The 14,093-nt window shown below is 41.4% G+C and carries 15 protein-coding genes; 14 read left to right on the top strand and 1 reads right to left on the bottom strand.

From position 1 onward, the window contains the following. Positions 1-25 precede the first annotated feature (25 nt). From CH364_RS09660 to CH364_RS09650, 3 genes are all read left to right on the top strand, one after another. Positions 26-769, top strand: a complete 744-nt coding sequence (locus CH364_RS09660; RefSeq protein WP_100743292.1) for a DUF4912 domain-containing protein — start codon at positions 26-28, stop codon at positions 767-769. Beyond that, positions 769-2,358 (top strand): glycoside hydrolase family 57 protein, encoded by a 1,590-nt coding sequence (locus tag CH364_RS09655; protein WP_100743291.1) that lies wholly within the window; start codon positions 769-771, stop codon positions 2,356-2,358. The genes CH364_RS09660 and CH364_RS09655 overlap by 1 nt, the downstream gene beginning before the upstream one ends. A gap of 67 nt (positions 2,359-2,425) precedes the next feature. Next, on the top strand, positions 2,426-2,632 hold the full coding sequence (locus CH364_RS09650; RefSeq protein ID WP_100743290.1) for a hypothetical protein: 207 nt from the start codon (positions 2,426-2,428) through the stop codon (positions 2,630-2,632). 69 nt (positions 2,633-2,701) lie between these two features. On the opposite strand, the gene CH364_RS09645 is transcribed toward CH364_RS09650, so the two are convergent. Then, complete coding sequence (locus CH364_RS09645) at positions 2,702-3,139, bottom strand: SET domain-containing protein (RefSeq protein ID WP_100743289.1); 438 nt, start codon at positions 3,137-3,139, stop codon at positions 2,702-2,704. Between the two features lie 105 nt (positions 3,140-3,244). On the opposite strand from CH364_RS09645, the gene CH364_RS18700 reads away from it, so the two are divergent. From CH364_RS18700 to CH364_RS09595, 11 genes are all read left to right on the top strand, one after another. Next, a complete protein-coding gene (locus CH364_RS18700) occupies positions 3,245-3,397 on the top strand; it encodes a hypothetical protein (protein WP_165779494.1) in 153 nt (50 codons plus the stop codon). A 23-nt stretch (positions 3,398-3,420) separates the two neighbouring features. Continuing rightward, on the top strand, positions 3,421-3,888 hold the full coding sequence (ribH, locus tag CH364_RS09640) for a 6,7-dimethyl-8-ribityllumazine synthase (RefSeq protein WP_100743288.1): 468 nt from the start codon (positions 3,421-3,423) through the stop codon (positions 3,886-3,888). After that, entirely contained in the window at positions 3,885-4,307 is a 423-nt protein-coding gene (nusB, locus tag CH364_RS09635) for a transcription antitermination factor NusB (protein WP_100743287.1), read from the top strand. Before ribH ends, nusB begins: the two co-directional genes overlap by 4 nt. An 8-nt stretch (positions 4,308-4,315) precedes the next feature. Continuing rightward, positions 4,316-6,418, top strand: a complete 2,103-nt coding sequence (locus CH364_RS09630) for a tetratricopeptide repeat protein (protein WP_100743286.1) — start codon at positions 4,316-4,318, stop codon at positions 6,416-6,418. Beyond that, complete coding sequence (locus CH364_RS09625) at positions 6,415-7,218, top strand: class I SAM-dependent methyltransferase (protein ID WP_100743285.1); 804 nt, start codon at positions 6,415-6,417, stop codon at positions 7,216-7,218. Before CH364_RS09630 ends, CH364_RS09625 begins: the two co-directional genes overlap by 4 nt. Positions 7,219-7,226: 8 nt before the next feature. After that, complete coding sequence (locus CH364_RS09620) at positions 7,227-8,831, top strand: DEAD/DEAH box helicase (RefSeq protein ID WP_100743284.1); 1,605 nt, start codon at positions 7,227-7,229, stop codon at positions 8,829-8,831. Continuing rightward, positions 8,795-9,907, top strand: coding sequence for an N-acetylmuramoyl-L-alanine amidase family protein (locus CH364_RS09615; RefSeq protein WP_100743283.1), 1,113 nt, complete (start codon positions 8,795-8,797; stop codon positions 9,905-9,907). The genes CH364_RS09620 and CH364_RS09615 overlap by 37 nt, the downstream gene beginning before the upstream one ends. Continuing rightward, positions 9,882-10,709 (top strand): LIC_10740 family protein, encoded by an 828-nt coding sequence (locus CH364_RS09610; RefSeq protein WP_100743282.1) that lies wholly within the window; start codon positions 9,882-9,884, stop codon positions 10,707-10,709. The genes CH364_RS09615 and CH364_RS09610 overlap by 26 nt, the downstream gene beginning before the upstream one ends. Before the next feature lie 379 nt (positions 10,710-11,088). Then, the gene (locus tag CH364_RS09605) at positions 11,089-11,934 is read left to right on the top strand and encodes a flagellin N-terminal helical domain-containing protein (RefSeq protein ID WP_100743281.1); all 846 of its coding nucleotides are present in this window, start codon (positions 11,089-11,091) and stop codon (positions 11,932-11,934) included. A 174-nt stretch (positions 11,935-12,108) separates the two neighbouring features. After that, the gene (locus CH364_RS09600) at positions 12,109-12,957 is read left to right on the top strand and encodes a flagellin N-terminal helical domain-containing protein (protein WP_100743280.1); all 849 of its coding nucleotides are present in this window, start codon (positions 12,109-12,111) and stop codon (positions 12,955-12,957) included. A gap of 172 nt (positions 12,958-13,129) precedes the next feature. Then, positions 13,130-14,020 carry a hypothetical protein gene (locus tag CH364_RS09595; RefSeq protein WP_244280404.1) on the top strand — a complete coding sequence of 297 codons (891 nt, stop codon included), beginning with the start codon at positions 13,130-13,132 and terminating at the stop codon, positions 14,018-14,020. Positions 14,021-14,093 lie beyond the last annotated feature (73 nt).

The following is a 14,093-nucleotide window of genomic DNA, read 5'->3' as shown; positions in this document are numbered from 1 at the left end:
TGTTTCTCGTCTTTAAGCTTGGAGGATGGCAAATGAAGAAAAAAAAGATGGAAAGGTAAAAAAAAGTGCGCCTAAAAAGAAAAAGTTAAGTGCCACCATTGCCAAAAAAACTGTAACAGTTGCACCTAAGAAAGCAGCAAAAAAAGTAACGAATCCTCCTGTCCAATCCCATACCCAGTCCATTTACAACGATTCCAGATTTACCAAACATCCCGAATTTTCGCAGGAAGATCTGATTCGAGTTCTTGTGCGAACTCCCAAAGAAGCCTTTGTATTTTGGAAGTTTTCTGAAAAAACTATAAAGAATCTTTTAGCTGATTTGGACTCTCCTTCTACTGATGGATTACAATTTCGTTTGAAGGTAGAATATAAAAATATCTTTGGAAGTGAACGAACAGAAATGTTTGATCTTCAACCTTTTACCGAATCGTACTACTTAAAATTTATGTTTCCCGTGAGAGACATCCAAACTTCTATCATTGTTTCGTTTAACCAAAAAGAAATTTCTTCTCTTCATTCTTCAGGAAAAGACCTCCCTTTGGGGAGTGAGTCCTTTCGATTGGATAAAGAATGGATCCACCCCCATTGGATCGAAATGGGAATTGTGGCCAAATCTGCGGGAAGTGATGAATACTACGTAAAAGATGGAGAAGCATCTGAGTTTTATGTGAATCCGAGAAATAGTGACCAAGGCGATCCCAATCGAGATCCAAACCGACCCTCATCAAGTTTTGGAAATGGATCAGGATCAGGCAAAGGACTTTTGTAATGAATCATTTTTTAAAAGGGCATTTGGTTTTTGTTTTGCATGCCCACCTACCATTTGTTAGACACCCAGGATACGACACTCCCTTTATCGAAGAAAACTGGTTAAACGAAGCCATACTCGAAACCTATATCCCACTCATCCGAGTGTTCCGAAATTTAAAAAAAGAATCGGTCCCCTTTCGGATCACCATGTCTTTCACTCCGACATTATCTTTGATGTTGACAGATCCTTATTTACAAAATGGGTTTCGGAAATACATAAAAAACCTGATCCAACTGGCAGGACAGGAAACCAAAAGAAATACAAAAGACCCACATCTACATTACCTTGCGACAAGATACTTAGAACATTTTTTAGATACAGAATCCATCTTTGAAGAAACTAACGGTGATTTAACAAAGAGTTTTCTGCCCTTTGTAGAATCGGGGGAATTAGAAGTGATGACAAGTCCTGCCACTCACGCCTTCCTCCCTTTTTATGATTCGGAAAGTTCGATCTTTCGTTCCCAGTTAAAAAACGGGAGGCGGACCTTCCGGCGTATCTGGGGAAGAGACCCAAAAGGGATTTGGCTTTCGGAATGTGGATACACTCAAAAACTAGAAGAAGAACTGGACCGAGAAGGATTTCGGTATTTCTTTGTCGACACTCATGGAATCACTCATGCAAGCCCCAGACCAAAATTTGGTGTCTATGCTCCCGTTGAAGTAGGGTATGGAGTGTTTGCTTTTGGACGAGATCCAGAAAGTAGCAAACAGGTTTGGAGTTCAATCGACGGGTATCCCGGAGACTTTCGGTATAGAGAATACTATAGGGACATTGGCCACGACCTTCCTTGGGAAGAAATTTCTCCATATTTAAATTCCAATGGAGTGAGGATCAATACCAGTATCAAATACTTTCGGATCACTGGGAAAACTCAGGACAAAGGATATTACCATCCAGACTGGGCGATGGAAGCGGCCGGTAATCATGCAGAAGATTTTTTACGAAATCGCATCCGCCAAGCAGAGTATTTATTCGAAACAAACAAACAACAGGCGGTGATAGTTTCCCCGTATGATGCAGAGTTATATGGTCACTGGTGGTATGAAGGCCCACAGTTTATCGAATTTCTATTTAAAAAAATCCACTTCAACCAAAATACGATCAAACTTTCCCATCCTTTAGAAGCAGCAAGGGCCCTCCCTCGGGTTCAGTCAGTGGAAATGAAAATGTCCAGTTGGGGAGAAAATGGCTATGGGGAAGTTTGGCTCAATCCCACCAACGATTGGATTTATCCTCTCATCCACGGTCTTAGCATTCGGATGCATAAGAGGGCCCATGAATTTGGATCCACTGGAACCGAATTACAAAAACGAATTTTGAAACAAATGGGAAGGGAACTTTTATTATTACAAAGTAGCGACTGGGCCTTTATTATGAAAACAGGAACCATGGTGGATTATGCCGTTCGGCGTACCAATGTGCACACCAATCTCTTCCTTAGTTTGGAGGAAATGCTTACGGGGACTCTCGATGAGGCGGTCCTTTTGGCGGCCGAAACAGAGAACAATGCGTTCCCAGATATCCGTATAGAGGATTTCTATTAGAATCTCTCTAAAAATTTCTTGCCGGGAGAAGGCCGGGTAAGAGGCTTAACTTAAATCGGAGGGTTTTATGTCGAATTCGTATCGTTTTCCCTTGGTTCTCGCGGTTCTCTTTTTTGCTGCAAATTTACTGGTTTGTCGGTTTGTGCATAGGGAAACGACGGAAGGAGTGTTTCGTATGGATGATTCAGTCATTCGGTACACGGAAGCTTTGGAAGCTTCTGATGCTCTCAAAACCTCCACTAAAACATCTTTTGGAAATAACGGTCTCCTTTAAGAGACCTTTTTCTTAGGATTCAGTTTTGTGTAAGGCCAGTTGATTCTGGCCTTAATGATTCGATTCTGCTTACTTCGGTTTGAAGTCCACATTATCCCAGTAGTCTTTTCCATAATCAAAAAATATTTCTGATCCTTCTGGGATTGTTTTTAAAACCTTAAACCTAGCCGTTTTCCATCGGACAGATGTGACAAGTTCTGCATTGGGTTTTGAAGAGTGGTTGATGTAACGAGTGTAATTCGACTCGCGTCCTTCCCCATAAATCCACCAGTCTTTACAGATCCAAAGTAGGTATTTTGAGTCTACGTATTTGTTCGATTCCGCTTGTTCATCGGTAATGATTTTACCCATGTAATAACCAACGGTATCTCCCTTGTATAATGTTTGTTTGGTGAATAGTCCCATTCCAATATTGGGAACAGAGGAAGGTTTTACAATAAAGTCACCCTCGGTATACACTACCGGTTTCCTTTTTTTGACCTTCTTTACGGATTTCTTTTTCTTCATTTTCTTCCTATATGACATAAGAGGAAAACAATTCTACCTTGTAAAGCCATTGGCATTTAAGATTGGATGGTTAGGCATCCGACCTTTAAGTTTAAGAGGGGATCTATGAACCGGGAATCAGAAAAACTGCAGGATGAAAAAACCAATGTTGTGAATCTGGCCATCTACCGAGCCAAAAAAGCACTCGAACGAGATGGGTTCGAAGTGGTAGAAAATCCAGACGGAAAGATTACCCTCGTCATTCGTCTTGCGAAATAACTACCCCCTAGGATTTTGGATACATGACAGCTACACTGGAAGGCACACGCATCGGAAACGGACAAAAACATTGTGTCATCGTTTCTAAGTTCAACGAATTCATCACGGAGTCTCTACTCAAAGGGGCAAAAGATGCTTATAGACAACATGGGATTAGTGATAGTGATGTCACTGTCATCTATGTTCCCGGTGCCTTCGAACTCCCACAAACCGTAAAACGTGTTTTATTATCTAAAAAGTACCAATTCTCAGCCATTGTTTGCCTTGGGGCAGTCATCCGTGGGGCTACTTCTCATTATGATTTGGTTTCCGGGGAAGCCGCTAAGGTTGGTTCAGTGGCGGATGGATCTGTTCCTGTGATTTTTGGGGTCATCACCACAGAATCCATCGAACAAGCCATTGAAAGGGCAGGAACCAAAGCAGGCAACAAAGGATACGAAGCAGCCACCACAGCCATCGAAATGGCAAATCTTTTCAAAGAGATCGGATGAGTTCTAGACACCGCGGGCGAAGTCTCGCCTTAATGTGCCTCTACCAAATTGACTTAGTGGGAACCGATCCGGATCGGGCCATGAAATTCGATTGGTATGACAAAAAAATCACTCGTGAAGAAAAGGATTATGCTGTCTTTCTTGTGAAAGGAGTGGTCGAAAATCGAAAAGCGATCGATACTCTAATCAAGAAGTATTCGGAGAATTGGGAACTTTCGCGTATTTCCGTGGTCAACCGTTGTATTTTACGTCTATCGATTCTTAGTTTGCAAAAGGAACCTTTCCTTGCGGCCCCCGTTGTCATCAATGAAGCGGTCGAACTCACTAAAGAATTTGAAACAGACGAATCGGCACAGTTTATCAACGGATTACTTGATGCCTTCTATAAGAAGGAGATCGTAGCGAACAAACCCCAGTAAGAGATAGAATGGATCCCATCCAAAAAAACCGGTTTCGTATTGAGGAACAATCCTCACAGCCAAGTTATTACCAGGAAGATCCATACTTACGGAACCTGGGTCGTGAAAAAGAAACCACTTACGAATCGGAAACTACTGCCCGTCGTCCCGTTTTATCTTTTCTATTTTGGTCCTTTCTTGTCGCCCTTGTTCTTGGATTTTTAACCGCTGGTTACTGGTGGTATCTACAAAAAAAACAAAACCCCGAAGAGATCGCAAAAGCCTTAAAAAATCTCCCCACAGATAAAAAGGCACTGAACCTTCTTGTGGATAAACCTTACCTTCCTGATGATTCCGTAAATCCGAAACTGGCGGCCTGTCTCAATGCCTATCACAACCGTTATATGAACCGTGTGGGAAATGTTTGTGAGGAGTTTTTAAATTCACCAGGCAGTGACGAAGACAAATCCATTGCCCTCACCGTCCTTGGGGTGATGTATGATGAAGCAGGTCGTTATATCAATGCCATTGAACGATTGGAAAAAGCCATCCAATATGATTCCAAAAACTATTTTGCATTTTATAATTTATCCCTCGCATTCAAACATGCGGGAAAATTTGAAGAAGCAAGACGGGCCGCAGAAAGAGCCAAAGAAATTGCGCCGAATGATTACCGTGTGGCACTCCTCCAAGGCAATTTATTCCAAGAGATTGGAGATCCGGCTAGTGCCATCGAAGCTTACAAAGAAGGGCAGTCTTTGGCACCAACTGATGTCACCCTCACTTACAACTTAGCCATTAGTTATTTGAAACAAGGAAATATGGCAGAGGCCATTTCCGAATTCCAAAAAGTAATACAAACAGCACCCAATTCCCAAACAGCAGTTCTCTCTTACGGTCATCTTGGAACTATCTTTTACCAAAGAGAGGATTATGACAGGGCAGAGTTTTATTTTCGAGAAGTGATTCGTTTGAAAACAAACGATGCCAAATCCTACTATAACTTAGGTTTGGTGTATTTAAAAAAGAAAGTCCCTGAAGAAGCAGCTAAATACTTTCAAAAAGCCCTTGATTCCAATGCCAATGAACCAGAAGTGTATCGTTATATTGCAGATGCCTTTCTATCTATGGGACAAACCAATATGGCCATCACTGCCTTAAAAAAAGCTTTGTTACTCAAACCAAGTGACGTGGATTCTCTTTTTGCTTTGTCAGAACTCTATTATAAAAAAGGGGAACTGGTAGAAGCCGAAAGTTTGTTTCGCCGGATCATTCGCCTCACTCCGGGAGATAGCTATTCGGAAACTGCTTATGTAAATCTCGGTATCATTTTGGACGAGATGGAAAGGTATTCGGAAAGTATTACTGCTTTCGAAGGGGCTCTGTCCCTAAATCCGAAAAACCAATCAGCCTATTACAATTTGGGTCTAACTTATTTGCATGCGGGAAAACCTACGATGGCCATTGAGTCCCTTCGTAAATCGCAAGCCCTTGATCCGAACCATACACAGTCACGACTTGCAATCGCTGATTATTATTTAGAAAACCGTTTTTATTCAGAAGCCATTGCCGAATACGAAGAAGCCATTGCTTGGAAACCGGAACTTTATGAAGCAAGATTGAAACTGGCAGATGTTTACATCCAAACCAAAAACTATCCAGCCGCAGAAAAGATGCTCGTTTATGTTTTGGAAAATTCTAAAGATCCAAAAGAAATCAAACTTGCCCATAGAAAACTGGCTTTAAGTTATGCAAATAGCGGAAACTCTGGGTTATCAAAAAAAGCCAAAGAGGAAGCATTTCGTGCGACTCATATTGATCCCGAAGATATGGAATCAAAACTTGTCCTTTCCAAAATTCTCATTGATTCGGGTTCACTCGTGGACAGGGAAAAAGCAATTGAGGAACTAACAGTCATCACTCGTTCGGATGTCACTCCTACCATTTCCTCTAAGGCTCACAATTATTTGGGAGTATGTTATTTTAAAAATGGGGAATTTAAACGGGCACTTTCTAGTTTCCAAACAGCCATTGATCTCAACCCAAGCCTTACCGAAGCCTATGAAAACAAAAGGGCGGCAAGGGCTCAGTATGAAAAATCTCTCGAATCAAAAAAGAGAACGTATTTTTGAGTTTATTCGAATTTATCCCACATAAAAAATTCCCAGAATATTACGAAGAATGCCAGCTTACAGGTGTTCTTCGGTATCTGCCTGCAAAACATAGAGAGTATGGGGATAGTTACTTTATGGAAGAATACAAGTCCCAATACAAAAAATCTTATTATGAAGATGAACCAAACCTTCGGGTGATGGCAAAACGTAGGCTCCACAATTTGGAATCGGTGGGGGCAAATCCAATGGGAAAATCCCTTTTGGAAATTGGATCGGCTGCTGGATTTTTTTTGGATGAAGCCAAAAATGCCGGGTACCAAACCAAAGGCCTTGAACTTTCTCCGAAAGAAGTGGAATATTCTAAATCCACACTCGGACTTGATGTAGGCCAAACTTCTGTTTTGTCAGTGGAAAGTCTTTTATGGAAAAATACTTTTGATGTCATTGCGGCCTTTTTTGTCATTGAGCATATCGAAGACATAGAAGGGATTTGGAAACGGCTAGGGGATTGGATTCGGCCAGGTGGGCATCTCTATCTAGCGGTTCCTTCCAGTTTTGGCCCGAGTTTTCAATCCAATCCCAAGGAATGGTTTTTGACCCATCCTTCTGACCACTTTTTTGACTACTCGGTGCACTCTTTGAAAAAACTCTTGTCAATCCTTGGCTTCGAGGTGAACTATGTTAGACCTATGTCGTATCACTCCTACCGGGATTTAGGGCCTAGAGGCAAACTCCCCGAATGGCTGTATCGCCTCTATGCAAACCAATTTGCCTATGGTGATACCATCGAACTAATCGCCAGAAAATTAAAACACTGAAATCCATTATGAAATTTAACGAATTACCCTTTCACGAGTCTCTTGTAAAAGCACTAGATAAAATCGGCTACACAGAACTCACCCCCATCCAAGCCAAGTCCATTCCTTTCGCGATGGAAGGAAATGACCTCACAGGCCTTGCACAAACAGGTACTGGAAAGACTATGGCTTTTTTACTTCCCACTCTCCATAGGCTTTTATCAGCCGAAGAAGAGGAGGCTCTCCCTTACGCCCTTGTCCTTGCACCCACAAGAGAACTCACCATCCAAATTGCAGAAGAAGCTAAAAAACTTTTAGAGTTCACTGACTTTGGAGTGGCTACCATCATCGGTGGGACTGATTATAAATCCCAAGAACAAGCGCTCGGCAACAAAGCATGTATCATTGTCGCAACTCCTGGGCGGCTCATTGACTTTGTTAAAAACCACGGCCTCTCTTTGGAAAACATCAAAGTGGTGATTTTAGATGAAGCGGACAGAATGTTCGATATGGGATTTGTCCAAGATCTCAAATACATCTTTCACAAATGTAAAAACAGAAAACAGTCTCTTCTTTTTAGTGCCACTCTCAGTTACGAAGTGGTTCGTCTTGCGAGTAAATACTTAAACGATCCGATTGAAGTCCATATCAATCCAGAAAAAGTTATCACCGAACGAATTGACCAAAACTTACTCCATTTAGGAAGAGAAGAAAAACTTCCTTACCTTGTGAATTCACTTCTACATAATGAAATCGAAGGCCTGGGAATCATTTTTACTAACTACAAAATGAACATCCCAAAGATAGTTTCAGTTCTTCGAAGGTTTGGAATTACGGCTACGGGACTTTCTTCGGAACTCGATCAAAAAAAACGGATTCGTTTGTTACGCGACTTCAAAGCGGGAAAATACAAATACCTGATTGCCACTGATGTCGCTTCTCGCGGAATCGATATCGAAAATATTGATGTAGTTTATAATTATGACCTTCCCCAAGATGCAGAAAACTATGTGCACCGCATTGGACGTACTGCCCGTGCGGGAAGAAAGGGTATGTCCATTGGGTTTTGTTCTGAAACAGATTATACCGAACTGGAACGAATTGAACGTTACCTAAATTCCAAAATTCCGATCGGGGAAATTCGAGAAGAGTATTTGGAATTTCCGAAGGGAGAGTTCACTCCTGTATTTGCCGATGAAGCCATTCCTGGAGAAAAAAAATACCAAGACCGGGAACGCGGAGAACGTGGCGGCCGTGGTGGGAAACCAAGACGCGGGGGAGAGCAAAGAGGCGGCGAACACAGGTCAGGTGACCGTAGTGAAAATCGTTCGGGAGACCGTGGACGTGGGAAAGGAAAAGGGGAAAAACACCATCCGCCGGCGAAGATGTCACACCCTCATGAGGGAGAAGGCGACCATAAACACCCGGCCAAAATGACTCACCATGAATTCAAACATGGTGGGCATTCCAAAGATGGTAAGGGCAAAGGCCAACATAAGAAAAACCAGTCAGGGAATTCATATAAAAAGAATGACCCAAGACGGAATCTCTTCGATATCAACGAAGTGAAAAAATCTAAAAAACAGAAACAATCGATTTGGCAGCGAATTCTTTCTATTTTCAAAAAAGATTAGTTCTCCTTTGTTTTTGTATTTTCCCGTGTTTCCTTGGAGCTGAGGTCGCCAAACTTCCGCTCTATGGGAAAGGGAACTACGTAGCATTTTCGGATTTAAAATCGATAATGCCAGAACTCACAACCAAACTAAAAAAATTCACAAGAGTTGGTTCCATCTACACTCCCCAAGGGAATCTTCAATTTCGCCTAGGGTCCAGTTTTTATACTTTAGATGGCAAAATTTACAAAATCCCCAAAGCCATTTTAAAAAAGGAAGAAGATGTGTATCTTCCTTTGGATCTTGTGGAAGCGATTTTACTGAATTTAATTTCCTATGATGTTCGTTACCAATTCAAAGAAACTGAACTTTGGGTTCTCATTCCGAAAGAACCAGTTCCCAAACGAAATCTAAATGTAAAAGCCATTGTGATCGATGCAGGACACGGAGGGAAGGATCCGGGGACTTCTGATCCTAGCGGATACTTTGAAAAGGATGTGAGTCTTGGTGTGGCCCGTTATACTTATCTGTACTTACGGAAATACTATCCTGAAATTCGGGTGCAGATGGTTCGTAAAAATGATAGTTTTGTGGAACTCGAAGATCGTTCGAAACTGGCAAACCAAATGTTGCAGGATACAAGAGACGTGGTGTTTATTAGTTTCCACTGTAATGCTTCCCTGTCGGATAAAGCAGCTGGTTTTGAAGTCTATTACCTTTCCCAAAGTCCAAGCACAGAGGCTGCCCGTGAAACTGCCCTTTTAGAAAATCGGTATGTGGGAAAACATAAGAACCCCGTTGTTTCCCAAATCCAATCCCAGATGTTGTCCAGTGTCACCCAAAGACGATCAAAGAAATTGGCAAGTACGGTGGCAGAACAATTTGAAAAGGGTTTAAGCCCCGAGATTCCGTCCCGAGGTGTGAAAAAGGCAGATTTTTCCGTCTTGCGAGGAAGCCTTATGCCTGCTGTACTTGTGGAAATGGGGTATCTGACAAACCCAGAGGAAAGTAGGAAACTACGGGATAAAACCTACCAAAAGAAAATTGCCCGGAGTGTCATCAAAGGAATTCATGAATACGCATCTTCAAAAGATTAAGGAATATCTTCGTTCGCTAAGCGAAATTACTAAAATACTCGTCATTCGATTTTACAAAATCGGAACGGGAGAAACCAAACTCACTCGCGATTTTATCTTTTTGTTTGCTTCTTGGTTTTCTCTGCTTATTTTCTTTAGTTTTTTTATTTTAGCAGAACAAAACCCATTTCGGTTGCTTGTTCCTTTCCAACTCTATTCTTATCCCTCACTTGATCATAGAGAACCCATAGTGATTTATATTTCCAATGGAGAAGGGGAACAAATCCCCATCCACAGAAAGGTTTTAAAACAGGAAGAAACAGGAGCATTCATTTACCAACTTGTTGGTGAAGTGGGTTCACCACCTTACTTTGATTCTGTGGAAGCTTTGGCAAAAGATGGTAAACTTTTTTCTCCCAAAAAACTTTTGGACATTCGATTTGCTTTGAAACAAACCTGGTTTGTTGAAAAAGGAAACAAACTTGTGATCGATTGGAATGTACAAATTTTACAAGATGTGATGGAGAAATATAGACTGCCTCGGACAAAGTCTGATGAAACCAGTGATGCGGAAGATGAAAATCCAAATGCACCAGTGGATACCATTACCTACTATTCGGGTGGGACAGAAACTGGACCTAAAGAACCGGAAGAAGTCATTCAAAAACGCAGATCACTTGCGATGGAGTCCACCATACGTGCGTTAAATGCAAGTTTATTTGAAAACTTTAAAGACCTAAAAACAATCGAACATAAATTTTCTGGAGAGGGGAATCCTGTTTACCACTGGGATTCGATTTCTCCCCTCGCCATTCGCCCCTAATTTCGGGGCAGTCCCCTTTTCCTAGTTTTCCACCCTCTCCTGGCTAAAACCAGGGGAATTCCTATACTTTTCCCTACTTTTCAAAATTTGCTTATGGAAAATGGGGATTTGCCGATCATCGTATGGGGAAAATTAGAACTTTTTTTTAAAAAAAATAAAACGCTAAAGTCGTTAAGAAATCTCCAAAAAGCGCAAAAAACCACAAAAAAATCCAAAAACATCGTTAAATCTTCGAATTAATTTCTTCTATCCGATCACCGACATACTAAGGGAATAAATAGAGATTTTAGGCACCAATGGGGCCTGAAAGCCAGACACAAAAAACCAAAGAGAGAAGGGATTCTCTCTTTTGCCAGATCAAGTTTCAAGGAGGAAACCAATGATCATAAACCACAATTTAGCCGCGATCAACTCACATCGCGTCCTCAAGTTCCAAAACGAGGAAGTCTCCAAAAATATGGAGAAACTATCCTCTGGTATGCGAATCAACCGAGCAGGTGATGATGCATCAGGCCTTGCCGTTTCGGAAAAAATGAGAACGCAGGTGAATGGTCTTAGACAAGCAGAGAGAAATACCGAAGACGGTATGAGCCTTATCCAAACAACGGAAGGGTTTTTGCAAGAATCGAATGATATCATTCAAAGAATTCGAACTCTTGCAATTCAGTCGTCTAACGGTATTTATACTGACGAAGACAGGCAAATGATCCAAGTTGAAGTTTCACAACTTATCGACGAAGTGGACAGAATTGCTTCGCAAGCAGAATTCAATAAAATGAATTTGCTTCAAGGTGATTTTGCTCGTGGATCTAGAGCAACTTCCATGTGGTTCCATATTGGACCAAACATGCACCAAAGAGAAAGAGTGTTCATTGCAACAATGACTGCACGTGCACTTAATCTTAAAGGTCAAAGTGGAGACCTCTTGTCTTTGTCAACAGCTGACAAGTCAAACGATGCGATCGGAACTTTGGATGCTGCGTTAACTCGCATTAGCAAACAAAGAGCAAACTTAGGTGCTTACTTTAATCGTCTTGAGCATGCTGCAAAAGGGCTCATGAACGCTTATGAGAATACCCAAGCCTCCGAGTCTAGGATCCGTGATGCGGATATGGCAGAAGAAACTGTGGCTTTCACAAAGAACCAGATTTTAGTTCAATCTGGAACTGCTATGTTAGCTCAGGCGAATGTTCGTCCACAAGGAGTTCTTTCTCTCCTACGTTAACATTGGTTAACGTAGTGAGTGGTTAGTGTAACTGAAGAGTTGTAATTAGATAATCAGCCGGCTTTCCCCTGCCAGGTGGCAAAATGAAAGCTCATCCTTGACACCGGACAGGGATTGTCCGGCTAAGAACGCAATACATATCGTTCTTGGTAATACACAAAGGAGTGTAGGCCAATGATTATCAATCACAACATGAGTGCGATCCAATCACATCGTGCTCTCAAGTTTACACAATGGGATGTAGATAAGACCATGAGGAACCTCTCCACCGGGCAAAGGATTAACCTTGCCGGTGATGATGCTTCTGGTCTTGCTGTTTCGGAAAAACTACGAACACAAATTCGTGGTTTACGTCAGGCCGAAAGGAATACGGAAGATGGACTGAGTTTCATCCAGACTGCAGAGGGTTACCTTGACCAGTCGGCTGAAATCATCCAACGAATCCGGACCTTAGCGATCCAGACTTCGAACGGAATCTACACACCGGAGGACAGGCAGCTCGTGCAGGTAGAAGTATCTGCGCTGGTGGATGAGATCGATCGAATTGCTTCGCAAGCAGAGTTCAATAAAATGAAACTGTTTGAAGGAGACTTCGCTCGAAAGTCAACGAAGGCATCGATGTGGTTTCATATGGGAGCAAACGCAAAGCAAAGAGAGCGTTTCTACATTGGAACTATGACTTCGAAAGCTTTAAAGATGTCAGAAGGTGCAAATAAAATTGCTCTTTCTACACCTGGAAAAGCAGATGAAGCGATTGCTAAAGCGGACTTCGCCTTGAACAAGATCATGAAGCAGAGAGCAGATATGGGAGCTTATCAAAATAGGCTCGAAAGTACTGCTAAAGGCCTCATGGGTGCATACGAAAATATGCAAGCATCCGAATCAAGGATTAGGGACGCAGATATGGCGGAAGAAATGGTAGCGCTCACGACGAAACAAATTCTCGTGCAAAGCGGTACGGCAATGTTAGCGCAAGCCAGTCTTCGGCCAAATTCTGTATTACGACTTTTGAATAACGCTTAAGTCGTAGTAAGGCAAGAGTTGCCTTAAGACGGTTGCCTCTTCTCGAAGGAAACTTCGGGGAGGGGCTTTTTTGTATATAAACACAAATTAGAATTTCAGTATATATAAATGTAATGTTTTTTATAACTTAAAATACCACCTAACTTTTTAATATTGACAAAAAACAAGAGTAATGCGATATTGCCCTATGTTTCAGTTTGTTAGAATTATCTTTGTTATTCTTTTTATTTTTAATTGTGCTAATGTTTTTTCTCCCACTGGGATCAAAGGGGAGCAGGCAAAAAAGAAAATCGAAGAACATCGAAGCAATTTGAGTTTTCTGTCAATTTCTAATTTGTTAATGGGTTCCACGGCAAGCCCGTCTTCAAATCCTTCCTCTTTGAATTATTCCTGCCCCACTGAAAATGCCGCAGTCCTAGGTTTCTCTGGACCAACGACAACGGCTAATTTTAGTTTACCCCAAGTAGGGGCTTATATAGATCTAAGCGTTACATCATCTGGAACTTCTTATTTTCGTTCCAATCCATCTTTCACAAATACTTTGTTTGTTTCCAAGATTTTAAAAACGGAAAGTACATCGGCCAACGCATCCTGTTATTATACCACCACTAGCGTTTGCGGGACTACTGATTTATCTATGGCCTCGATTGGTTTACTTGTTGATTCGACCATCTCAGTTAGTCCTGGAACTTGTTTGGCGATAAAGTGTTCGAGCCCTGCCTACATAAGGATGAAACAATATAGTGTGGAGACAGTCAGTAATTTTTTATTAGATCCAATTTTGTCAGTAGTTTTTACACCGGTATTATTTGAATCATTGTCGGGAATCAATGATGATACTTATTATACTTTAGAGTCCTATGCTAAATGCAAAAAAGAAATTACAAATTTTGCTCTTATTGAACTGCAGTATTCAAATTATCTTTCTGCTCTTTTAAAAGAAATCAGTAGTTGTAATAAGCCAAATGCTGCCATCCAAGCTGCTACTCTGAATCCAAGTTTAACAGCAAGTTTACAAGCTGATGCTTGCAAATTAGAGCCAGTCAACGCATTAGGATATTAAATTCATTTTTAGTAAGGGTATTTTTAAGGAATTTTTCCGAAATTTTATCATTTGATTTGTTTCCTTCCCAGTT

This window comes from Leptospira harrisiae, from assembly GCF_002811945.1.
Lineage (GTDB): Bacteria > Spirochaetota > Leptospiria > Leptospirales > Leptospiraceae > Leptospira_A > Leptospira_A harrisiae.
Note: the sequence above shows the minus strand (reverse complement) of the source record. Positions and strands in the feature narration are given on the sequence as shown.